We start from the raw sequence: 21,482 nt of genomic DNA, 5'->3' as shown, positions 1-21,482 counted from the left end.
GCCGGGCAACGCTCCGGGAAACTTCCGGAGCCTCCCCATGGAACTTACCCAGGACATGTCCATTCTGCTGCGCGTGGCCGCCGCCATGGTATTTGGCGGCGTGCTGGGCGTTGAACGTGAGATGGGCAAGCACGCTGCCGGCCTGCGCACGCACATGCTGATTGCCGGTGCCGCTGCGCTGATCGTCGGCCTCGGTGATTCGGTGGCCGAACACTTCCAGCAGGAACGCTACCGCGATCTGCTGCAGGTCGACCCGGTGCGATTGATCGAAGCGGTGGTGGCCTGCGTGGGCTTCGTTGCCGCCGGCACCATCCTGCGCGGCAATCGCGAAGACCAGGTCAGCGGGCTCACCACGGCCAGTTCGCTGGTGATGGCCGCGGCCATCGGTATTGTCGTGGGCATCGGCAAGTACGTGATCGCGCTCGGTGTCAGCGTACTGTGCGTGCTGGTGCTGGCGTTGATACGGCGGGTGGAAAAGAAGTTGTAATCGCCAAATGGTACTACCAATAATTCCGTATAGCCCTATGGTCTAATAGGCTGTCGGCAGGATTGGAGGTTCAATTCGCGCCTGTGGCCCGATTGTTGGTCAATGTGGTACGACCAATATATGGCGGGCCCGACGCCCCCACCCGGTGGGGAACCTCCTGTTCCTGTCGAGAGCCCTATGCAGCCCTGGCAACACGTGTACGACCCCGCCGGCAACCTGTGGTTGTCGAGCCTGATCGCGCTGCTGCCGATCGCCTTCTTCTTCATCGCCCTGGCCGTGCTGCGCATGAAGGGCTGGATCGCCGGCACCATCACGGTGGCCATCGCCCTTGCCGTGGCGCTGCTGTTCTATCGCATGCCGGTGGCGCAGGCGCTGGGCGCGGCCGGCTTCGGCTTCGTCTATGGCCTGTGGCCGATCGCCTGGATCATCATCGGCGCGGTGTTCCTGTACAAGGTTTCGGTCAAGACCGGCCAGTTCGACATCATCCGTGCCTCGATCCTGTCGGTCACCGAGGACCAGCGATTGCAGATGCTGATGGTCGGCTTTGCCTTCGGCGCCTTCCTGGAAGGTGCAGCCGGGTTTGGTGCGCCGGTGGCAATCACCGCCGCGCTGCTGGTCGGGCTGGGCTTCAAGCCGCTGTATGCGGCCGGCCTGTGCCTGATCGTCAACACCGCGCCGGTGGCGTTCGGCGCGATGGGCATCCCGATCATCGTGGCGGGGCAGGTGACCGGCCTGGATGCCTTCGAGATCGGCCAGATGGCCGGCCGCCAGCTGCCGTTCCTGACTGTCATCGTGCTGTTCTGGATCATGGCGATCATGGACGGCTGGCGCGGCATCAAGGAAACCTGGCCGGCGGTGCTGGTGGCAGGCGGTTCGTTCGCCATCGCCCAGTACCTGACCTCCAACTTCATCGGCCCGGAACTGCCGGACATCACCGCCTCGCTGGCGTCGCTGGTCTGCCTGACCCTGTTCCTGCGCCGCTGGAAGCCGGTACGGATCTTCCGCTTCGATACCGAAACCAGCGCTGAGGCGGCCGCACAGGCAATGGAGGCGCCGCGCCACAGCGTCGGCCAGATCGCCAAGGCGTGGTCGCCATTCCTGATCCTCACTGCGATGGTCACCGTGTGGAGCATCAAGCCGTTCAAGTCGCTGTTCGCAGCCGGTGGCCCGCTTGAAGGCTGGGTACTGAAGATTCCGGTGCCGGGCCTGGACCAGATGGTGCAGAAGATGCCGCCGATCGTCGATGCGCCGCTGAGCTATGAGGCGGTGTACAAGTTCGACTGGTTCTCGGCCACGGGTACCTCGATCATCCTTGCCGCAATCATTGCGATCATCGCCCTGCGCATGCCGGCGCGTTCGGCGCTGCAGACCTTCGCTGAAACCGTGCGCGAACTGCGCATGCCGATCTTTTCGATCGGCATGGTGCTGGCGTTCGCCTTCATCGCCAACTATTCGGGGCTGTCGGCAACGCTGGCGCTGGCACTGGCGCACACCGGCAAGGCGTTCCCGTTCTTCTCGCCGTTCCTGGGCTGGCTGGGCGTGTTCCTGACCGGTTCGGATACCTCGTCCAATGCACTGTTCTCGGCGCTGCAGGCGACCACCGCCCAGCAGATCGGCGTGTCCGACGTGCTGCTGGTAGCGGCCAACACCACTGGCGGCGTCACCGGCAAGATGATCTCGCCGCAGTCCATTGCCATTGCCTGCGCGGCGGTGGGCCTGGCCGGCAAGGAGTCGGACCTGTTCCGCTTCACCGTCAAGCACAGCCTGATCTTCACCACGATGGTCGGCCTGATCACCCTAGCCCAGGCCTACTGGTTGACCTGGATGATTCCCTGAGCCATGCAGTACAGGCCGACCAACAGCGGCGTGCTTCGGGCCACAATGGCGCCATGAGCACACAACGGGTTTCGGACAAGGTGGCCGCGCAGCTGCGTGCGCTGGTGCAGGAACAGCAGTTGCAGCCGGGCGACAGGCTGCCGGCCGAGCGCACGCTGGCCGTTCAGCTGGGGGTTTCGCGCACCGCGCTGCGCGAGGCCATCGCGCAATTGTCCAGCCATGGTCTGCTGACCGCGCGGGTAGGCGGTGGCACTTACGTGAGCGAGCCCGCCGCACGTGCGCGGCAGGCGCTGGATGAACCGCTGGTGCCGTACCTGCCGCTGTTCCAGGGGGACCCGGAATACCGCTTCGATGTGCTGGAAATCCGCCACGCGCTGGAAGGCGCCACGGCCTGGCACGCCGCGCTGCGCGCCACCGACGAGGACCGCGCGCGCATCGCCCAGGCGTTCCAGACCATGATGGATGCGCATGGCAAGGACGACCCCGCCGGTGAGGCGCAGGCCGATGCGGCCTTCCACCTGTCCATCGCCGAGGCCTCGCACAACCTGGTATTGCTGCAGGTGATGCGCGGCCTGTTCGAACTGCTGCAGACCAATATCTCGCAGAGCCGCGAAAAGCTCTACACCTCGGCCAGGACCTTCTCGCCGCTGTCCGACCAGCATCGCGAAATGATGGATGCGGTGCTGGCCGGCGACCCCGAACGCGCGCGCGCCGCCGCGCATGCCCACCTCGAGTTCGTGCACACCACGCTGCGCACCCTCGATGACAACGAAGCCCGGCGTGCACGGGCTTCGCGTCTACCTTCCCCACACGGTTGACCCCATGATCATCTCCGCCTCCACCGATTACCGTGCCGCAGCCGAACGCCGGCTGCCGCCGTTCCTGTTCCACTACATCGATGGTGGCGCGTATGCCGAGCACACGCTGAAGCGCAACGTGTCCGATCTGTCCGACATCGCGCTGCGCCAGCGCGTCCTGCGCAACATGTCCGACCTGAGCCTGGAAACCGAGCTGTTCGGCGAGAAGCTGGCGATGCCGGTGGCACTGGCACCGGTCGGCCTGACCGGCATGTATGCCCGTCGCGGCGAAGTGCAGGCCGCGCGTGCAGCCGACAGCCGCGGCATTCCGTTCACGCTTTCCACGGTGTCGGTGTGCCCGATCGAAGAAGTCTCCCCGGCGATCCAGCGCCCGATGTGGTTCCAGCTGTACGTGCTGCGCGATCGCGGCTTCATGCGCAATGCGCTGGAGCGCGCGCAGGCGGCCGGTGTGACCACTCTGGTATTCACTGTCGACATGCCGGTGCCGGGCGCGCGCTATCGCGACGCACACTCGGGCATGAGTGGTCCGAACGCTGCAATGCGCCGCATCGGCCAGGCCATCACCCATCCGCGCTGGGCGTGGGACGTGGGCTTGCGCGGACGCCCGCATGACCTCGGCAACATCTCCACCTACCGTGGCAACCCAACGGGCCTGGCGGACTACATCGGCTGGCTGGGCAGCAACTTCGATCCGTCCATTTCGTGGAAGGACCTGGAGTGGATCCGTGAGTTCTGGAAAGGCCCGATGGTGATCAAGGGCATCCTCGACCCGGACGATGCGCGTGATGCGGTCGCGTTCGGCGCCGATGGCATCGTGGTCTCCAACCATGGCGGCCGCCAGCTCGACGGCGTGCTGTCCACCGCACGGGCGTTGCCGGCCATCGCCGACGCCGTGCAGGGTGACCTGAAGATCCTCGCCGATTCGGGCATCCGCACCGGCCTGGACGTGGTGCGCATGCTGGCGCTGGGCGCCGACACCGTGCTGCTGGGCCGCGCGTTTGTCTACGCTCTTGCCGCGCAGGGCGAGGCCGGCGTGGCCAACCTGCTGGACCTGATCGCCAAGGAAATGCGCGTGGCGATGACCCTGACCGGCGCGCATCGCATTGCCGACATCGGCCGTGATTCGCTGGTGCGCCTGCCATGAGTGATCGCAATACGGTGCTGGAACAGTTGCGTGCCGCGGTGGGGAACCGCCACGTACTGACCGGCGACAAGGCCACCCGTCGCTTCCGTCGCGGCTATCGCTTCGGTGATGGCCCGGTACTGGCGGTGGTGCGCCCGGGCACGCTGCTGCAACTGTGGAACGTGCTGCAGGCCGCGGTGCAGGGCGGGGCCGCGATCATCCTGCAGGCGGCCAATACCGGCCTGACCGGCGGTTCCACCCCGGACGGCGACGACTACGGCCGGCCGATCGTGCTGGTCAGCACCCTGCGCCTGACCGGCATCCAGCTGTTGAATGAAGGCCGCCAGGTGCTGTGCCTGCCCGGCGCGACGCTGGACCGGCTGGAGCAGACGCTGGCGCCACTGGGCCGCGAGCCGCACTCGGTGATCGGCTCGTCGTGCATCGGCGCCTCGGTGCTGGGCGGCATCTGCAACAACTCCGGTGGCGCGCTGGTGCGCCGCGGCCCGGCCTATACCGAACTGGCGCTGTATGCGCAGGTCGACGCGCGGGGTGAACTGCAACTGGTCAACCATCTGGGCATCGCGCTGGGCGACACGCCCGAGCAGATCCTGCAACGCCTGCAGAGCGGTGACTACAGCGCTGCCGATGTCAGCGACGGTGATGGCCGTGCCGCCTCCGATCCGCGTTATGCCGAGGAAGTGCGCAAGGTCGATGCCGATACCCCGGCACGCTTCAACGCCGACCCCAGCCGCCATTTCGAGGCGGCCGGATCTGCCGGCAAGCTGGCGGTGTTCGCCGTGCGCCTGGATACCTTCGAGAAGGAGGCCGCCGAGGTCTTCTATATCGGCAGCAACCGCACCGACAGCCTGACCGCGATCCGCCGCCAGCTGCTGACCGGCTTCGAGCGCCTGCCCATCGCCGGCGAGTACATCCACCGGGATGCCTATGACATCGGCGAGCGCTACGGCAAGGACAGTTTCCTGCTGATCGACAAGCTCGGTACCGCGCGCGTTCCGGCCGCATTCGCACTGAAGAGCCGGGTTGATGGCTGGTTCGAACGGCTGGGCCTGCGCGGTGTCACCGACCGGATGATGCAGGCGCTGACCGGCCTGTTGCCATCGCACCTGCCCAAGCGCATGGGCGAGTTCCGCCAGCGTTACGAGCATCATCTGCTGCTGAAAGTGTCCGCACAGGATGCGGCTGCCACCGAGGCCTGGCTGCGCGGCTTCTTCAACGACCACGAAGGCGGCTACTTCCATTGCACGGCGGACGAAGGACGCAAGGCCTTCCTGCATCGTTTCGCGGTGGCCGGTGCGGCGGTGCGCTACCGCGAAGTGCACCGCCGGCAGGTGCAGGACATCGTCGCGCTGGACATTGCGCTGCGCCGCGATGACGCCGACTGGTTCGAGCAGCTGCCGGCCGATATCGATGGGCGCCTGCTGCACAAGCTGTACTACGGCCATTTCCTGTGCCATGTGTTCCACCAGGACTACATCGCGCGCAAGGGTGAAGATCCGATGGCCATCGAGCATGCGATGTGGGCGTTGCTGGACCAGCGCGGCGCGGAATACCCGGCCGAGCACAACGTCGGCCACCTGTATCCGGCCAAGCCGGCGCTGGCCGGCTTCTACCGCACGCTGGACCCGAGCAATACCTTCAACCCCGGCATCGGCCAGACGTCGAAGGCGAGAGGTTGGGGCAGCTGCGACTGCGACGGGCATTGAGCCGCAACGTGGCGCCTGCGCTACCATCGGCCCCTCGCAAGGACGTGCCGGTGCGCACAGGATGATCATGGTTTCCACGCGCATGGCTTACGCGCTGCTGTCTGTACTGCTGCTGGCATCGTCGTTGCCTGCAGCGGCGGACGTTGCGCCCGTTCAACGGGACGCGGCAGGCAACCGGCTGGAGACGCTGCTGCTGCAGGGCGGGCAGGGACCGGACGGCCCGGAGCGCTACTGCACTGCTGATGGCCAGTGGTGCGTGCAGGCGCTGCCTTCAGCGGGCGAAGACCAGCCGGCCTCGCTGGAAGTTGCCGAGCGCGCGGATGCTGAAGGCGAGCCGCAGATGCGCTACGTGCCCATCGACGTGGTTGACGATGGCGACCTGCGGGTCTGGCCCTTCATCGTGCGCCTGGCGCCCGGCGCCGGGGCAGGCCAGGCCGTGGCCGATCCACAACAGGCCGCATTGCAGAACGTGCTCGTCGGCGGTCTGGTGGAGGCCCGTGCGATGTATTCCGGCGGCGGTGCCAGCGCATCGACCCTGCACCTGGCGCGCATCCGTCATCTCGACGATGGCATCCAGGTGGACGCCGACGTGCTGTCCGTTGCGTGGTCGGCCAACAAGATGATCCGGGCCTGTTTCAGCGAGCGCGATTTTGATCAGCGCGCCGGCGCCTGCCATGACGAGTACAGCTTCGATGCGGAACTTGCGCTGGCAGCCGAAGCGCAGGACATGCCCGTACTGCGCTACCAGACCGGGGCCACCAACTATCCGGCCGGGGTATCACCGCAGCGGGACTCGCTGGCCAAGGGGCGGTTGACGAAGAAGGACCTGCGCACCGAACAGGATGCGCAATGCAGCTACACGCGCGCCTTCCGCTTCACGTCAGGGGCATACCAGCCGGACCAGCCGCTGCCGGAGTGCTCGGCCTACACCGAGCCCTGAGCCATGGAGCCGGACGCATGCCCGGCTCTGAGCAACGGCCGTGACGCGCTTACTCGCAGCGGGTGGCGGTGATGATGTTGTCCTTGTCCACGAACACGCGCAGGCGGTCCTGGCGGATGTCCTTGGTGGTGATGGTGGCCGGGCCGATGGGGTTGACCATGCCGGCGCCGCTTTCGCTGGACAGGCGGCGGATGTTCGGCTCGTTGGCCGGCTGGCCGATGGCCCAGCCCAGCTGGCTGGCATCGCAGCGGCCACTGCCCTTGACCTCCGGGCCGGGAGTGCTGACACAGGCCGACAGCAACAAGGCCGAGGCGGGCAGCAACAGAGTCAGGCGGATGGTCATGCGGGCGCTCCTGCGCAGGGGATTGGCGGCACGATAGCACTGACCGCGCGAAACCCGGCAGCGTTCGGGTCATTGCCCGCGCGGCCGCCGCACTGCATAGTGGCCGGCGTTGCCGGCAACGTGCCGGCGGGCAGGCCGGGCCATTCCGGTGCAGGTGTTGGGTCCGGTATGAGGTCAGGCAGTTTCCGTGGCAGGCAGAACGCAGTGAAGACGACGGCAGTGCTGTCGTTGCTCTGCATGGCAGTGGCAGCCATGGCTGCCGAACCGGCGCCAGCGCCCGCGGCCGAAGCGCCGGTATTTGGTGGCTGGCGCAACCTGCAGACCGAAGCCGGTTACCAGCCGGCGCAGCGCAACCTGGCGTTCGCGATGCTGCCGCAGGCCGCTACCCGTGGTGATCGCTTCGCCATCCTCGACCGTGAAGGCAAGCGCACGGTGTGCTGCCTGCAGGTGGCCAGCGAGTCGCTGGGTGTTGCCGCGCTTCGCGAGCAGTACCACCTGCCGCAGGCCGGGGTGACCGATCTGAGCAACGGCCGCAGCCCGGCGCGCCCGTATCTGCCGCATGTCTATGCGATGCAGCGGGTGGATGAACTGGCCGATTATGGTTTCGCCGATGTTGCCGGTGCCTACAGCGACCTGGGCGGGCTGCTGTTGCCCGACGCTGCCGCGCTGGCTGCCGACGGCACCGAGGTGCGCGTGGGCGAGGGCCATTATCGCCTGCAGTTCCACCGCCAGCCGCTGGCCGATGATGACGGCGCACTGGACCGGTACACCCTGCAGGTGCTGCCTGCCGGCGACCCGGTCGTGGTTGAAGTGCCGTTCGGCACCTACTGATTGCCACATCCCACTGGCTAGAATGGCGCGCGGCGCTGCCTGCGCGCCTGATCCTGCGAGTTGTTGCCGTGCGATTTCTGTTGCTGCCCCTGCTGTTGCTGGCCGGTTGTGCCAGCGTGCCCCCTGCGCCGCCACCGGCCCATTCGGATGCGCTGTGGCGCCTGATCGAACGTGATTGCCAAGGCGCACAGTCGCCACGCGGCGATTGCCTGCAGGTGCGCCCGGCCGTTGATCACCGCGATGTGCTGGTCAAGGACGCGCACGGCCGCTATCAGTTCCTGCTTATGCCACTGGACAAGGTCAGTGGCATCGAAAGTCCCGCGTTGTACCGGCGCGGGGCACCCAATTACTTTGCTGCCGCCTGGCAGGCCCGCGCTCGTACCGAGCAGGCACTTGGCCAGCGGTTGCCGCGCAGCGTCGCCAGCCTGGCATTGAACTCGCCGCATGGACGTTCACAGCACCAGCTGCACATCCACGTCGATTGCCTGCGCGCCGACGTGCTGCGGGCGCTGGAAGACAATCGCGCGGCCCTCGGCGCGCAGTGGGCACCGCTGCCGGTAAGGCTGCGCGGCCATCAATACCAGGCGCGGCTGCTGCCGGGCGAGGCGTTGACTGCCAATCCCCTCAACCTGCTGGCCTATGGCCTGAGCGGTGTGGACAGGGTTGGCCAATGGAGCCTGCTGGTGGCGGGGCACGAGGACGTGCATGGCGCGCCGGGTTTCATCCTGCTGGCCACGCAGCTGGATCCCGGCAGCGACAACGATGCCAGCGCCGAGGAGCTGCAGGACCATGCCTGCAGCGTGTTGACCGGCGCGGATGCTTCGCTGGAGCGGGTGCGCTAGTTCTCTGCTGACTGCCGTTGCAGCCAGGCAGGGGCTGTCAGGGCGTAGAGCTGGCGGTCCTGCCAGCCTTCGACATCCAGGTGGTGGTCGCGCAGCAGGCCTTCGCGCTCGAAGCCGATCGCCTGCAGGGTAGCGACCAGCGCGCTGCCTGCATCGGGCGGCAGCAGTACGAACAGGCGGCGGATCCCCACCTGTTCGAACAGGAACGTGCACAGCGCCTGCAACGAAGCGTGCAGCTGCCGCCGCTGGGGACAGCCTGCGGCATGCAGCCAACGCAGTTCAACGCTGCGCGCATGCGCGCAATGCAGGCGCAGGTTCAACTGGTCCAGCAGCTCACCCGCTGCGTCGAAGCTGCCCAGCAGCAACTGATCGTTGTCGTGTTGCAGCTGCGAACGCTGAACACCGCAGAGGAAATGGGCTTCGGCATCGAAATGGTCAGGCGGGTTGCCGCTGCGTTCGACCTGACGATAGTGGTGACGCCAGGCGGAAAGGTCTGAACGCTGCAACGGGCGCAGCACCACAGGCCCGTGCTGGAGCAGCAGGAGGTGGCGGCGCAGCACCGGTCGCAGCGGTGGCAAGGAAGTAGGGAAATACCGGTTCATGGGGTGCGACGATGCCGCAGGCCGGCGAGGGGGAACAATGAAAGAAGTTGCAAATGCGGCGTGGTCACTGGCTGCGGTCTGATTCGGTTCAGGCATAACGCCATCAAGCCTGGTCATTTCCGTTGCAACCATCCGTTCAGGACACTTTCGTTACGGGATCGTTATGCGCACACCGTCGTCAGCGCCCCGGACCACCCGCCCAACTCCCCCAGGAAGCCCATGTCCGCCTCTTCCCTGGCGCTGCGCCCGCGTCCGCTGGTGCTTGCCTTGTCGTCACTGATGCTGGCCTCGTTGCCGGCCTTCGCGCAGGAAAGCGCACCCACCTCATTGCAGGAAGTGAAGGTCACCGGCTCGCGCATCCCGCGTGCCAGTGTCGAGGGGCCGTCGCCTGTCACGGTGATCAGCCGCGAGCAGATCGATGCGCAGGGCTACCGCAATGCATTCGATGCGTTGAGCGCGCTCACCGAGAACACCGGCAACGTGCAGGGCGAGGACTTCGGCAATACCTTCACCCCGGCGGCGAACACCATCAACCTGCGTGGCCTGGGCCCGAACCGCACGCTGGTGCTGGTCAACGGTCGCCGCCAGGCCGACTATCCGCTGGCCTACGAAGGCTCGGTGAACGTGGTCAACCTGGCCAACATCCCCAGTGCGCTGATCGAGCGCATCGAGGTGCTGGCTGCCGGCGCGTCTGCGGTGTATGGCTCCGATGCCATCGCCGGCGTGGTCAACATCATCCTCAAGGACCGCTTCGACGGCGTGGACGTCAACGTGCGTGCCGGCGGCACCCAGCAGGGCGGTGGTGACAACCAGCGCGTGCAGGTGGTGGGAGGCAGCTCGGGCGAACGCTGGGAAGGCCTGTTCGGCTTCGAACTGGACGTGCGCAAGGCGATCCACGCGCGCCAGCGCGATTTCATGGATTCGCTGGACGATGACCCCACCGGCAAGGCGCCGCAGCCGACGGCCGTCGCCTATCGTCGCAATGCAGCCACCGGTCGCAACATCGATCCGGGCACCGCCGGCTGCGATGCGGCTTCGTCCATCTACGGTGGCAGCGTGCTGCGCGCCAACAACCCGCGCCAGGGCTGGTACTGCGGCAGCAACGAAGCCGCTGCCAGTTACTGGACCGTGCAGACCGAGAAGCGCAACCTCAACGGTTACGGCCTGCTGACCTTCCACGTCAACGACACCACCGACCTGTTTGCGGATGTCGCGCTGGGCAGCGCACGGATCAACAACAATACCCGTGCGCCCACCTGGACCTCGTCACGCAACTACTTCTACAACCAGAACACGGGCAACCTGGAGAGCTGGTACCGCCGCTTCGCGCCGGAGGAAATCGGCGGCCTGCCGCGCAATGCCAATCGCTTCCTGGAAAGCTCGTGGTCGTTCAACGTCGGTGCGCGGGGCCAGATCGGCGACAGCGGCTGGGACTACGAGGCCGTCTACAGCCGCTCACGCTACGAGAACCGCACGCGCCGCCCGGTGCTGCTGGCCGGCATCAACGAGTACCTGCTGGGCCCGCAGCTGGGCGTGCGCAACGGCGTGGAGGTCTATGCACCAGACCCTGCGCGCCTGTTCCAGCCATTGACGCCCGACGAGTACGGCCGCCTGTCCGACTACCAGGAAAGCCGCAATGCCGCGTGGCTGCAGACCTTCAGCGCGACGGTCAACGGCCGCCTGTTCGCGTTGCCCGGTGGCGATGCCGCATTGGCCGCGGTGGTCGAAGCGGGCAGCCAGGGCTACCGCAATCGCCCGGACCCGCGCCTGGGCACCGGCGAATTCTGGAACACCAGCGCCGGCATCGGTGCCGGTGGCGAACGTGACCGCTATGCGGCCGGTGTTGAACTGCAGCTGCCGTTGCTGCAGTCGCTGACCACCACCCTGGCAGGTCGCTACGACCAGTACCGCGCCGGCGGCGAGCATATCGGCAAGGCGACCTGGAGCTTCGGTGTCGAATTCCGTCCGATCGAAAGCCTGCTGATCCGCGGCACCGCGGCCACCAGCTTCCGTGCGCCGGACATGAACTATGTGTTCGCCACCGAGACCCGAGGCTACAACCCCGGCATGACCGACTACTGGCGCTGCCGCACCGCCGGCCAGTCGTATGACAACTGCGACTACAACGGCCTGTCGATCGACTACAGCAACCGCGCCAACCCGCAGCTGCAGCCCGAGTCGGCCAAGTCGTATGGCTTCGGCGTGGTCTGGTCGCCACTGTCCGGGCTGGATTTCAGCGCCGACTACTACGACATCCGCATCGACAACGAAGTGACCAGCCTCGACACCAGCCGCATCCTGCGTGATGAGGCCGATTGCCGGCTGGGCCGCACCCTCGGCGGCGAAACGCGCGACATCAGCTCGTCGCTGTGCCAGGACGCGCTTTCGCGGGTGATCCGCAACCCCTCCACTGCCACCGTGCAGCCGGACCAGGTGACCCGCGTACTGATCAACCCGATCAATGCGGCATCGGAGTCGGTGCGCGGCATAGACCTGAAGGGCAACTGGCGCTTCGATGCGGGTCGCTATGGCCGCTTCACCACGCGCCTGGCCTACACCCTGGTGCTGGAGCATGAGTACAAGCAGTTCGCCGATGACGAAGTGCGCGACATCCGCAATTCGCTGGATGACTACCAGTGGCGCAGCAAGGCCAATGGCAGCATCACCTGGAACCAGGGCGACTGGACCACGACGCTGTATGGCAACCGTTTCGGTTCGCTGCCCAAGACCGATGGCAGTGGCCGCATCGCACCGTACATGACCTACAACGCCAGCGTGTTCCGCCAGTTCGGCGAAAACCTGTCGGTTGGCGTGATCGTCAACAACCTGCGCGACAGCCGCCCGCCGGCAGACAAGAACGGTGGCGGTTGGCCGTTCTATCCGGTCGGCAACTACGACCCGTATGGCCGTCAGTTCTGGGTGCAGCTGGATTACCGGTTCCGTTAAGCGATGCAAAACGAAAGGCCCGGCATTGCCGGGCCTTTCTTTGTGTGGCACTTCGCTTCCAGCGCCAAGCAATGGCATGCTCACCCAATCAGCAGGGAGGAAACAACGCATGGACGTTCGTCATCTGATGGTTGTGGTGCTCGCAGTCGCGGGCTGCAGCAGCAAAGAAGAAGCACCGGCAGCCGCTGCCCAGGATGCCACGATGGCGCCTGCCGACCGGGTTGAGGCAGCAACACGGATACGCGATGCTGCAACATCCCTGCACACCGCTCCCGCTTCGCCCGGGTCTGCAGTCATTGCTGCGGCGGCCAAGCCAGCGGAAGGAACGTTCCTCACCGGCGAGCGCAGCCTGTTGAGTGAGGGGGCGATGTCCGTTGAACGATTCCATGCGGTGGTCGGTTCCAACAGAGCATTCGCACAGGCGGTCAGCCAATTCGAGCAGGATGCCGCACGCCAACCGGAAGCACAGGATCTGACCGGGCTGTACAGGTCAGCGGTGACTGCGGCGCTGGACGGGAATACGGACGTGGTCTCGTTCGCATGCGGCTACAGCTTGTGCCTCGGCGAGATCCGCAGCCGGACCGAAGACGGTTTCAGCGCCTGGGCGCGCTCCTTCGGGAAGGGCAACACGCCTCCCGTCTATGCATTCGCAACGGCCGAGTACACCCTGGGCCGGAACCTGCATTCGGGACGCTTCGTGTTCTCCACCGATCCGGCTGCCAACGGCATCACCACCCAGTAGGTCGGGACATGCCGGGCGGACGAAACGTTACGGCAGCGCCTGCACCAGGTACGACTCGATGACGTAGCTGAAAGGCTGCTGCTGGCGGTCGCGCAGCAGTGCGCGCACTTCCAGGATCACACCATGGTCGCCTTCGCCGCGCGGCGGCCAGAACGTCTGGTCGGTCACGGTCTGGCGCTGGAAGCCGAGCGGACCGACCACGCGGCCGAACGGCTCGTCGGTCGTGTCCAGGACCTGGTTCATGGCCGGGCTGAGATGGTCGGGCAGGTACCAGTTGTCGGCCTCGGACAGCACGCGGCTGCCGCAGGCCAGCTGCACGCGCCGGTAACGCAGGGGCATGGAGGCAGTGGCGCCCAGGGCCTGCAGCACGTCGGCCGGCGCGGTCTTGTCCTGGCCGTGCACACGCACGGCACGGACCCGGGCCTGCTCGGCCAGGCCGTGCTCGGCGCACCAGCTTTCCAGGGTGGCGGTGGCGCTCTGGCCGGCCAGCACGCGCTGATGCAGTACCTCCACCAGCGCGGCGGAGGCAATCCGCTGCTGGCCCGGCGGCGCCTGCAGGGGCGCGCTGGCGTTGGCATCGGTGGCGGACAGGCTGGCGATCGGGGCAGCGGCCAGCAGGGACGCGGCCTGCCAGCGGCGAAGACGATCGTGGCGGTCGGACGGGCCCATGCGGCATCACAGCGGAAACAGGCGCCCATGTTACCCGTTCAGGCGTGTATCCGGCGTCCCTGCGGCGCACGGTCGCGGACGGGATTCATCGTGCCGGTGAATGCATGGCATGCAGATATTTCGTTGGCCGATGGACGCGGCGGCGGGCAGGATGGCGCCAGTGTTGGCTTTCCGGGAGAACCTGATGACCCTGCAGTTCGTCCATGGTGGCGTCGATCGCGACGGTGCCCCGCTGCATTTCCACATCCGTGATGGCCGGTTTGTCGGCATCAATGGCGACGATGCAGCAGCACAGGGAGCCGAAAGCGTCGATCTGACCGGTTTTAGCGTGCTGACTGGACTGGTCGACGGCCATATCCACCTGGACAAGAGTTTCGTCGGCGACCGCTGGCATCCGCATCAGCCGGTGAACAGCCTGCGCGAGCGTCTGGCGGTGGAAAAGGCCGCGATTGCCACCGCCGCACCCATGGCCGATCGTGCCGAGGCCCTGATCCGCCAGTGCAGCGGATTCGGTACGGTGGCGATGCGGTGCCACGTCGACATCGATGGCAGCACCGGCCTGCGTCACCTGGAGGCGGTGCGTGAAGCGGCGCTGCGTTGTGCCGACATCATGCGCATCCAGTTGGTGGCATTCCCACAGGCCGGCGTGATGTCGTGCCCGGGTACGGCGGTCATTCTGGAACAGGCGATTGCTGCCGGGGTGGAGGTGCTTGGAGGCATCGACCCGAGCACGCTGGACGGGGATGCCGAAGGCCAGCTTGCGTTGTTGTTCGGGCTGGCCGAGCGCTATGGCGTGCGTCTGGACATCCATCTGCACGAGCCGGGCGAGACCGGGCTGGCGCAGCTGCTGCGGATCGCCGCGCGCACACGCGCGGCGGGCCTGCAGGGCAGGGTGGCGGTCAGTCACGCCTATGCGCTGGGCGAGGTGCCGTTGGCGCGGGCCCTGCAGGTGGGTGAGGCCTTGGCTGCCGCAGGCGTAGCGATCATGAGCAATGCGCCGGGCGACCATCCGTTCCCGCCGCTGCGTGCTCTGCACGACGCCGGTGTGCGCGTGTTCGCCGGCAACGACAACATCCGCGACTGCTGGTGGCCCTATGGCAATGGCGACCTGCTGCAGCGGGCGATGCTGCTGGGCTATCGGTCGGGCTTCTACACCGATGCGGACCTGATGCTGGCGCTGGACATGGTCACCACCCATGCGGCGGAGGTGATCGGGTTGCCGCAGTACGGCATTGCAGAAGGTCGTCCGGCCACCTTCGTGGCGGTGCGTGCCGACCATGGCCCGGCGGCGGTGGCCGCAGTGCCGGCCGAGCGACGCGTGGTGGTCGACGGCCGTTGGCTGTAGCGGCCGGGCCGAGCCCGGTAGCACCTGGTAGTGCCGGCCGCTGGCCGGCAACTTCAACAGCAACAGCCAAAGCAACAGCGGCATGCCGTGGGAGGGCGGTGCGGTGTCGGATTGCGGGTACGCCGCAAGTACGTCCCTGTAGGCTCGGCAGCCGCATCCATGCGGCTGACACCCCGCAATCCGACACCGCACCGCCTCCGACAGTTTTCCCGGTGGCCAGTAGATCCACGCCATGCGTGGATGAATCTCCATTGGAAATCGAATATCTCGAAAAGCATCCACGCGTGGCGTGGATCTACTGGTCGACCAAGGTCGACACCTACCAAGAGCAGGCCATGCCACCCCGCCATCCCACAGGAAACCAGCTGTTGTCGTTGCCGTTGAGGTCGCCGGCCAGCGGCCGGCACTACCAATGCGGTGCAGGGCGCAGCCCTGCCGACTATTCCGGCTCGCGCTGCACCTGGCGCCACAACTCGCTGGCCAGCGCACGCACCGCATCATCGGCATCGGCGCGATGCAGCAGGCCGATCTCGTAGTTGTCGACAAGGGGCAGGTCGCGCTGACCATCGATGATGCGGTGTTCGCGGTTGACCGCGCGCCGTGGCAGCAGGCTGATGCCGATGCCGTCGGCCACCGCGCCCTGGATGCCGCTCAGCGAGGAACTGGTGAACGCGATGCGCCAGCGCAGGCCCAAGGCCTCGACGGCCTGGATCATCTCGTCGCGGTACAGCCCGCGCGGCGGGAAGGTGACCAGTGGCAGCGGGTCCTGCTGCAGGCTGCTGCTGCGCAGGCTGTCGATCCAATGCATCGGTTCGCGTCGGCAGTGCACGGCCTGGCGGGTGTTGCGACGCTGCTTGACCAGCACCAGGTCCAGCTCGCCATGGTCGAAGCCATGGGCCAGATCACGGCTGAGGCCGCTGCTGATTTCCAGCTTGACCTGCGGGTGGCGGCGACTGAAGGCGGCCAGCATGCGCGTGGTCTGCGGGTTCACGAAGTCCTCCGGCACGCCGATGCGCACCGCGGTCTCCACGGTGGCGCCGGCCAAGGCCTGGGCCAGTTCCTCGTTCAGATCCAGCATGCGCCGGGCATAGCCCAGCAGGGTGTGCCCGGCGTCGGTGGGATGCACGTCGCGGTGGCCGCGTTCAAGCAGGCGGTGGCCGGCAAGCTCCTCCAGGCGGCGGATCTTCTGGCTGACCGTGGACTGGGTTGAATGCAGGCGGGTAGCCGCGGTGGTGAAGCTGCCACAGTCGGCGACCATCACCAGGGCCCGCAGCAGGTCCAGTTCGAACACTGTTCTATTCGATTTGGCACTGTCTTGCATTTGAACATTTCACTTCTGGATACCCGTGCCGACTTCTACCATGCAGGGCAGGGGCCGGCAATGGCCGGCGCCATTGCGCATGAGGAGAGTCACGATGCACCACCCTCGCTCCCGGCAGCGCCGTTCGCCATTGGCCCGCATGCTGCTGCTGTGCCTGCTGGCCATGGTCATCCCGGCGTGTACGGCGACTTCCCGAAGCGACGCCGATGCGCAGCTGCGCGATGCCGCCAGCCGCGGTGATGCCCGCGCCGTGCGCGAGGCACTGGATGCGGGTGCTGATCTGGAGGCGCGTGACGGCCAGGGCCGCACGGCCCTGCTGCTGGCCACCCACGGCAACAGCGTGGACGCGGCGCGGGAACTGATCGAGGCCGGTGCCGACGTCAATGCCAAGGACGCGATGCAGGACAGCGCGTACCTGTATGCCGGCGCGCGCGGCCTGGATGAGATCCTGGCGCTGACGCTCGCCCACGGTGCAGACCTGCGCAGCACCAACCGCTATGGCGGTACCGCGCTGATTCCTGCGGCCGAACGCGGCCACGTCGCCACCGTGCGTACGCTGCTGCGCGCCGGCGTGGCCGTGGATCATGTCAACCGCCTGCACTGGACTGCACTGCTGGAGGCGATCCTGCTTGGCGATGGCGGCCCGCGCCACGTGCAGATCGTACAGTTGCTGCTGGACGCTGGCGCCAACCCCGAGCTTGCCGATGGCGACGGCGTAACGCCGCTGGCGCATGCCAAGCAACGCGGCTACACCAACATCGAAACCCTGCTGCGCCAGCATGGCGCGACGCGCTGACACCCGCCCCTTCCACCCGCACGCTGCCGTGCCCACCAGGATGCCGTCCATGTTCCGTTCCCATCCGTTGTCCCTTGCCGTCCTTCTTGCCGTTGCACCGCTGTCGGCGTCTGCCGCCGAGCGCGCCGATCTGCTGATCCGCAACGCCACGGTGGTCGATGTCGAGCACGCACGCAGCGTGCCCGGGCAGAGCGTGGTCATCCGTGGCGAGGACATCGTCGCGGTCGGTCCCGATGCGCAGCTACGCAGCCAGTGGAGCGCCAGCCGGCAGATCGACGCCAAAGGCAAGTACCTGATTCCAGGCCTGTGGGACATGCACGTGCATTTCGGCGGCGGGCCGGCGCTGGTGGAAGAGAACAAGGCGCTGCTGCCGCTATACATCGCTCATGGCATCACCACGATCCGCGATTGCTCCGGTGATCTTCCGCAGCAGGTACTGCAGTGGCGCGGCGACATCGCCAACGGCACGCTGTTCGGTCCCCGCCTGCTGACCTCCGGTGCGAAAATCGAAGGCATCAAGCCGGTCTGGAAGGGCACCATCGAAGTGGGCAGCAAGGCCGACGCGGACAAGGCGATCGAGCGCCTGCAGCACGACAAGGTCGACTTCGTGAAGATCACCGACAGCACGCTGACGCCGGAGCTGTTCCTGTACTCGGCCAGCGCGGCGCGCAAGGCGGGTCTCAAGGCCTCGGGCCACATTCCGATGGCGTTGACGGTGGAGCAGGCCGTGGATGCGGGCCTGGCCTCGATCGAGCATCTGGACTATGCCTTCAAGGCTGGCAGCAAGGACGAGGCGCAGATCGCGGCCGATTTCGGCGCCGGGCGCATCGATCGCGCCGAAGCCAACCGCCGGCTCGACGCCAGCTTCGATCGCGAAACCGCGCTGCATGCCTACCGTGATTTCGCCAAGCGTGGCGTATTCGTGACGCCGACCCTCAACGGTGGCCGCATCCTCGACTTCCTCGACCAGGACGACCACGCCAACGACCCGTATCTGGCCTATATCGGCCCGGGCCTGCGCGCGACCTACACCTGGCGCATCGAACGCGCGGCCAAGGCCACCCCGGCGCAGATCGAGGCGCGCCATGCGCAGTACCACCAGGTGGCTGCGGTGCTACCGCTGCTGCAGGAAGCGGGAGTGACGATCATTGCCGGTACCGATGCTGGCTTCCTCAATTCGTTCAACTACCCCGGCATCGGCCTGCACCAGGAACTGCAGCTGTTCGTGAAGGAAGGCCTGAGCGCACCGCAGGCGCTGTCGGCCGCGACCCGTTCGGGCCCGGCCTGGTTCGGCCAGATGCAGCGCTATGGCGGCGTCGCCACGGGCAAGGCGGCCGATCTGGTGTTGCTGACCGCCAACCCGTTGCAGGACATCGCTGCCACCGAAAAGATCGACAGCGTGATCCTGCGCGGTGATGTGTACGATCGCGCGGCGCTGGACAAGATGCTGGCCGACACCAAGGCAAAGGTCGCTGCATGGAATGCCGTGGCGAAGCAGGACCACGCTTCGCAGTGATGCGGCCGGTAGCGCCTAGCGCGGTGCCGGCCGCATGCCATGCAGCTGCGGCAGCGTGGTTTTCATCGCATCGATGAAGGCGCGCAGGCGCAGCGGTTGCTGTCGCGCAGCGGGGAACACCAGATGCACCGGCAGCGGTGGTGCCTGCCAGTCCGCTAAAAGCTGCACCAACCGACCTTCGGCCAGATCCTCGGCCACCAGCCAGGCCGACACCACTGCGGCCCCCAATCCCGCACGTGCGGCCTGCTGCACCACGAACAGGTTGTCACTCAGCAGGCGCGGCGTGATCGACAGCGTGTGCGCACGGCCCTGCGCATCGTGCAGCAGCAGACGTTCGCGGTAGTAGGTGACCAGCGAGATCCACGGCAATGCCTGCGCCTGTTCGGGGGTGGTGATCGACTCCGCATCGGCCAGCGACGGTGCGGCCACGACAATGCGAGGTACTTCGGCCAGCGGCAGGGCAACCACGCGCGGTTCATCGACCGCGCCGACCCGCACCGCGCAGTCGATGCCTTCGGCGATGAAGTCCGGGCGGCGGTCCTCGAGGATCCACTCCAGGCTCAGTTGTGGATGCTGGGCCAGGAAGTCGAGCATGGTGGGCAGCAGCTGCGCCTGGCCGAACGCATGCGGGACCATCACCCGCAGGCGGCCGCTGAGCCTCTGTGTCTGCCCGTGCAGCTCGGCCTGCAGCGCTTCCCATTCGTCCACCACCCGCTGCGCATGGCGTTGGCAGCGCTGGCCGTCCTCGGTCAGCAGCAGGCCGTGGGTAGAGCGCTGCAGCAGGCGCAGGCCCAGCTGCCGTTCCAGGGCTTGAAGCCGACGGCTGACGGTGGGCTGGGTGGTGCCCAGCTGCACGGCGGCGGCCGAAAGGCTGCCGCTGTCGACGATGCGCAGGAAGGTACGCAGCAGGTCCAGGCGGTCGCCGCCCGATGCGAGATCGTTCATGCGTATGGCGTATGTAAAGTATGTTGTTGAGCCTACTACAGACGCATCGCGAATGTAGGCACGCTAGGCTCCAATTCTCTCCCTGGTGCCTTCCATGCCCGCTCCCTCGCTCTCAACCGTCGTCTCTGCGCCACGCGCTGCGCCCGCCCCGTCCCTGGTGCTGGCCATGGCCGCCGGCGCGGGCTTTTCGGTGGCCTCGCTCTATTACAGCCAGCCGATGCTGGGCCTGATCGCGCAGGATCTGGCTGCGGGCGAGCGTGCCGTGGGCCTGGTGCCGACGCTGACCCAGCTGGGCTATGCGCTGGGCATCCTGCTGCTGGCTCCGTTGGGCGACCGCTTCGACCGGCGCAACCTGATCCTGCTGAAGTCGGTGCTGCTGGCGTTGGCCCTGGGGGCGGCCGCCCTGGCCGGCCAGTTGCCGGGGCTTCTGGTTGCCAGCCTGCTGGTGGGGCTGATGGCCACGCTGGCACAGGACATCGTGCCGGCCGCCGCGGTGCTGGCACCGGATGCGCAGCGCGGGCAGGTGGTGGGCAGAGTGATGACCGGCCTGCTGCTGGGCATCCTGCTGTCGCGCGTGGTCAGCGGCGTGGTGGCCGAAGCCTGGGGCTGGCGCGTGCAGTTCGGCCTCGCTGCGCTTTCGGTGCTGGCGATGGGGGCGGTGATGGCACGCGCACTGCCGCACTTCGCTGCGACCAGCACGCTGCGTTATCCGGCGCTGCTGGGTTCGTTGCTGGCGCTCTGGCGCGAGCAGCCGCAGCTGCGCCGCGCCGTGGCCAGCCAGTCGCTGCTGGCGGTGGGCTTCAGTGCGTTCTGGTCGACGCTGGCGCTGATGCTGCACGCACGGCTGGGCCTGGGCAGTGCCGCCGCGGGTGCGTTCGGCATTGCCGGTGCTGCCGGTGCATTGGCGGCACCGGTTGCCGGTCGTTTTGCAGATCGGTTGGGCAGCCCCGCGGTCGCGCGGTTGGCGATTGCCGTCGCCTTGGTTGGCTTTGCGCTGTTGCTGGTCGATGCGTGGCTGCCGGCCGTGGCGCTGCTGCCGTTGCTGGTGGTCAGCGCGCTGCTGTTCGACTTCGGTTTCCAGTCGGCGCTGGTCGCGCACCAGACCCTGGTCTACGGCCTGGTGCCGCCGGCGCGCAGTCGCCTCAATGCACTGCTGTTCACCGGCATGTTCATCGGCATGGCTGGCGGTGGTGCGTTGGGCAGCCTGGCGCTGGCGCAGTGGGGTTGGCACGGCGTGGCGTGGCTGGCGACGATCTGCGCCGGCGGCAGCCTGCTGATCCGTCTGCGTTGAGGGTGGTTCGGCAGGGCTGCGCCCTGCACCTGCTGTAGTGCCGGCCGCTGGCCGGCAACCTCAACAGCAACAGCAACAGCGGGTATTCCGTGGAGGGCGGGGCGGTGTCGGATGGCGGGGACGCCGCAAGTACGTCCTTGTAGGCTTGGCAGCCGCATCCATGCGGCTGACACCCCGCAATCCGACACCGCCCCGCCTTCGACAGTTGTCCGGTGTCTGTTGGTCCATCTGTGCTTCGCTTGGATCAAATCCAATCGAAATCGAATATTTCGACAATTGATCGAAGAGCATCCACGCATGGCGTGGATCTACGTGTCGACCAAGGTCGACACCCACCAAGAGCAGGCCATGACATTCCGACAGAT

Annotated in this window: 19 protein-coding genes; 14 read left to right on the top strand and 5 right to left on the bottom strand. The window is 66.9% G+C overall.

The features are described 5' to 3' along the window. Positions 1-37 precede the first annotated feature (37 nt). The 6 genes from AC1DCU_RS00095 to AC1DCU_RS00070 all read left to right on the top strand — a co-directional run bounded on the left by AC1DCU_RS00095 (position 38) and on the right by AC1DCU_RS00070 (position 6,928). Positions 38-487 (top strand): MgtC/SapB family protein, encoded by a 450-nt coding sequence (locus tag AC1DCU_RS00095; protein ID WP_442251974.1) that lies wholly within the window; start codon positions 38-40, stop codon positions 485-487. Between the two features lie 177 nt (positions 488-664). Continuing rightward, on the top strand, positions 665-2,323 hold the full coding sequence (lldP, locus tag AC1DCU_RS00090; protein WP_025878506.1) for an L-lactate permease: 1,659 nt from the start codon (positions 665-667) through the stop codon (positions 2,321-2,323). 53 nt (positions 2,324-2,376) lie between these two features. Further along, positions 2,377-3,141: a transcriptional regulator LldR gene (gene lldR, locus AC1DCU_RS00085; RefSeq protein ID WP_032975263.1), complete on the top strand. Its 765-nt coding sequence runs from the start codon at positions 2,377-2,379 to the stop codon at positions 3,139-3,141. Between the two features lie 4 nt (positions 3,142-3,145). Continuing rightward, positions 3,146-4,285 (top strand): FMN-dependent L-lactate dehydrogenase LldD, encoded by a 1,140-nt coding sequence (gene lldD, locus AC1DCU_RS00080; RefSeq protein ID WP_478013522.1) that lies wholly within the window; start codon positions 3,146-3,148, stop codon positions 4,283-4,285. Then, positions 4,282-5,988, top strand: a complete 1,707-nt coding sequence (gene dld / locus AC1DCU_RS00075) for a D-lactate dehydrogenase (RefSeq protein ID WP_442251972.1) — start codon at positions 4,282-4,284, stop codon at positions 5,986-5,988. The genes lldD and dld overlap by 4 nt, the downstream gene beginning before the upstream one ends. Before the next feature lie 67 nt (positions 5,989-6,055). Then, positions 6,056-6,928, top strand: coding sequence for a hypothetical protein (locus AC1DCU_RS00070; RefSeq protein WP_478014085.1), 873 nt, complete (start codon positions 6,056-6,058; stop codon positions 6,926-6,928). A gap of 49 nt (positions 6,929-6,977) precedes the next feature. Here the strand turns inward: AC1DCU_RS00070 and AC1DCU_RS00065 are convergent, their stop codons facing one another. Then, positions 6,978-7,271: a hypothetical protein gene (locus AC1DCU_RS00065; RefSeq protein WP_025878511.1), complete on the bottom strand. Its 294-nt coding sequence runs from the start codon at positions 7,269-7,271 to the stop codon at positions 6,978-6,980. Between the two features lie 168 nt (positions 7,272-7,439). Here AC1DCU_RS00065 and AC1DCU_RS00060 point away from each other — a divergent pair, with 168 nt between their 5' ends. Beyond that, entirely contained in the window at positions 7,440-8,102 is a 663-nt protein-coding gene (locus AC1DCU_RS00060; protein WP_442251970.1) for a decarboxylase, read from the top strand. Between the two features lie 68 nt (positions 8,103-8,170). Beyond that, positions 8,171-8,944 carry a CDP-diacylglycerol diphosphatase gene (locus AC1DCU_RS00055; protein ID WP_425602665.1) on the top strand — a complete coding sequence of 258 codons (774 nt, stop codon included), beginning with the start codon at positions 8,171-8,173 and terminating at the stop codon, positions 8,942-8,944. Here AC1DCU_RS00055 and AC1DCU_RS00050 read toward each other — a convergent pair. Next, a complete protein-coding gene (locus AC1DCU_RS00050) occupies positions 8,941-9,546 on the bottom strand; it encodes a GNAT family N-acetyltransferase (protein WP_032975270.1) in 606 nt (201 codons plus the stop codon). The two genes, AC1DCU_RS00055 and AC1DCU_RS00050, sit on opposite strands and share 4 nt — an antisense overlap. A gap of 219 nt (positions 9,547-9,765) precedes the next feature. Between AC1DCU_RS00050 and AC1DCU_RS00045 the strand changes: the two genes are divergently transcribed. Next, complete coding sequence (locus AC1DCU_RS00045; protein ID WP_431601985.1) at positions 9,766-12,492, top strand: TonB-dependent receptor domain-containing protein; 2,727 nt, start codon at positions 9,766-9,768, stop codon at positions 12,490-12,492. A gap of 202 nt (positions 12,493-12,694) precedes the next feature. After that, positions 12,695-13,234, top strand: coding sequence for a hypothetical protein (locus AC1DCU_RS00040; RefSeq protein WP_442251969.1), 540 nt, complete (start codon positions 12,695-12,697; stop codon positions 13,232-13,234). Between the two features lie 27 nt (positions 13,235-13,261). On the opposite strand, the gene AC1DCU_RS00035 is transcribed toward AC1DCU_RS00040, so the two are convergent. After that, positions 13,262-13,903, bottom strand: coding sequence for a hypothetical protein (locus AC1DCU_RS00035; protein ID WP_282280104.1), 642 nt, complete (start codon positions 13,901-13,903; stop codon positions 13,262-13,264). Positions 13,904-14,087: 184 nt separating this feature from the next. On the opposite strand from AC1DCU_RS00035, the gene AC1DCU_RS00030 reads away from it, so the two are divergent. Then, the gene (locus tag AC1DCU_RS00030; protein ID WP_442251978.1) at positions 14,088-15,248 is read left to right on the top strand and encodes an amidohydrolase family protein; all 1,161 of its coding nucleotides are present in this window, start codon (positions 14,088-14,090) and stop codon (positions 15,246-15,248) included. A 439-nt stretch (positions 15,249-15,687) separates the two neighbouring features. Here the strand turns inward: AC1DCU_RS00030 and AC1DCU_RS00025 are convergent, their stop codons facing one another. Beyond that, on the bottom strand, positions 15,688-16,569 hold the full coding sequence (locus tag AC1DCU_RS00025) for a LysR substrate-binding domain-containing protein (protein WP_032975274.1): 882 nt from the start codon (positions 16,567-16,569) through the stop codon (positions 15,688-15,690). A gap of 94 nt (positions 16,570-16,663) precedes the next feature. On the opposite strand from AC1DCU_RS00025, the gene AC1DCU_RS00020 reads away from it, so the two are divergent. Together AC1DCU_RS00020 and AC1DCU_RS00015 are read left to right on the top strand one after the other, a co-directional pair. Next, positions 16,664-17,365 carry an ankyrin repeat domain-containing protein gene (locus AC1DCU_RS00020; RefSeq protein ID WP_309909996.1) on the top strand — a complete coding sequence of 234 codons (702 nt, stop codon included), beginning with the start codon at positions 16,664-16,666 and terminating at the stop codon, positions 17,363-17,365. A gap of 49 nt (positions 17,366-17,414) precedes the next feature. Beyond that, entirely contained in the window at positions 17,415-18,881 is a 1,467-nt protein-coding gene (locus AC1DCU_RS00015; RefSeq protein WP_032975277.1) for an amidohydrolase family protein, read from the top strand. A 15-nt stretch (positions 18,882-18,896) separates the two neighbouring features. Here the strand turns inward: AC1DCU_RS00015 and AC1DCU_RS00010 are convergent, their stop codons facing one another. Beyond that, positions 18,897-19,826 (bottom strand): LysR family transcriptional regulator, encoded by a 930-nt coding sequence (locus AC1DCU_RS00010; protein ID WP_025878522.1) that lies wholly within the window; start codon positions 19,824-19,826, stop codon positions 18,897-18,899. Positions 19,827-19,920: 94 nt separating this feature from the next. Here AC1DCU_RS00010 and AC1DCU_RS00005 point away from each other — a divergent pair, with 94 nt between their 5' ends. Next, the gene (locus AC1DCU_RS00005) at positions 19,921-21,117 is read left to right on the top strand and encodes an MFS transporter (RefSeq protein ID WP_134832713.1); all 1,197 of its coding nucleotides are present in this window, start codon (positions 19,921-19,923) and stop codon (positions 21,115-21,117) included. The last annotated feature ends 365 nt before the right edge of the window (positions 21,118-21,482 follow it).

Source organism: Stenotrophomonas sp. 10L48 (genome assembly GCF_056395105.1).
Note: the sequence above shows the minus strand (reverse complement) of the source record. Positions and strands in the feature narration are given on the sequence as shown.

What these genes read in the sequence shown, in the direction of transcription:
- dld (WP_442251972.1), top strand. Translation starts at nt 4,282, where the DNA reads ATGAGTGATCGCAATACGGTGCTGGAACAGTTGCGTGCCGCGGTGGGG.
- AC1DCU_RS00015 (WP_032975277.1), top strand. Translation starts at nt 17,415, where the DNA reads ATGTTCCGTTCCCATCCGTTGTCCCTTGCCGTCCTTCTTGCCGTTGCA.
- AC1DCU_RS00035 (WP_282280104.1), bottom strand. Translation starts at nt 13,903, where the DNA reads ATGGGCCCGTCCGACCGCCACGATCGTCTTCGCCGCTGGCAGGCCGCG.
- AC1DCU_RS00045 (WP_431601985.1), top strand. Translation starts at nt 9,766, where the DNA reads ATGTCCGCCTCTTCCCTGGCGCTGCGCCCGCGTCCGCTGGTGCTTGCC.
- AC1DCU_RS00010 (WP_025878522.1), bottom strand. Translation starts at nt 19,826, where the DNA reads ATGAACGATCTCGCATCGGGCGGCGACCGCCTGGACCTGCTGCGTACC.
- AC1DCU_RS00065 (WP_025878511.1), bottom strand. Translation starts at nt 7,271, where the DNA reads ATGACCATCCGCCTGACTCTGTTGCTGCCCGCCTCGGCCTTGTTGCTG.
- AC1DCU_RS00050 (WP_032975270.1), bottom strand. Translation starts at nt 9,546, where the DNA reads ATGAACCGGTATTTCCCTACTTCCTTGCCACCGCTGCGACCGGTGCTG.
- AC1DCU_RS00095 (WP_442251974.1), top strand. Translation starts at nt 38, where the DNA reads ATGGAACTTACCCAGGACATGTCCATTCTGCTGCGCGTGGCCGCCGCC.
- AC1DCU_RS00005 (WP_134832713.1), top strand. Translation starts at nt 19,921, where the DNA reads ATGCCCGCTCCCTCGCTCTCAACCGTCGTCTCTGCGCCACGCGCTGCG.
- lldR (WP_032975263.1), top strand. Translation starts at nt 2,377, where the DNA reads ATGAGCACACAACGGGTTTCGGACAAGGTGGCCGCGCAGCTGCGTGCG.
- AC1DCU_RS00030 (WP_442251978.1), top strand. Translation starts at nt 14,088, where the DNA reads ATGACCCTGCAGTTCGTCCATGGTGGCGTCGATCGCGACGGTGCCCCG.
- lldD (WP_478013522.1), top strand. Translation starts at nt 3,146, where the DNA reads ATGATCATCTCCGCCTCCACCGATTACCGTGCCGCAGCCGAACGCCGG.
- AC1DCU_RS00025 (WP_032975274.1), bottom strand. Translation starts at nt 16,569, where the DNA reads ATGCAAGACAGTGCCAAATCGAATAGAACAGTGTTCGAACTGGACCTG.
- lldP (WP_025878506.1), top strand. Translation starts at nt 665, where the DNA reads ATGCAGCCCTGGCAACACGTGTACGACCCCGCCGGCAACCTGTGGTTG.
- AC1DCU_RS00020 (WP_309909996.1), top strand. Translation starts at nt 16,664, where the DNA reads ATGCACCACCCTCGCTCCCGGCAGCGCCGTTCGCCATTGGCCCGCATG.
- AC1DCU_RS00040 (WP_442251969.1), top strand. Translation starts at nt 12,695, where the DNA reads ATGGCGCCTGCCGACCGGGTTGAGGCAGCAACACGGATACGCGATGCT.
- AC1DCU_RS00070 (WP_478014085.1), top strand. Translation starts at nt 6,056, where the DNA reads ATGGTTTCCACGCGCATGGCTTACGCGCTGCTGTCTGTACTGCTGCTG.
- AC1DCU_RS00060 (WP_442251970.1), top strand. Translation starts at nt 7,440, where the DNA reads ATGAGGTCAGGCAGTTTCCGTGGCAGGCAGAACGCAGTGAAGACGACG.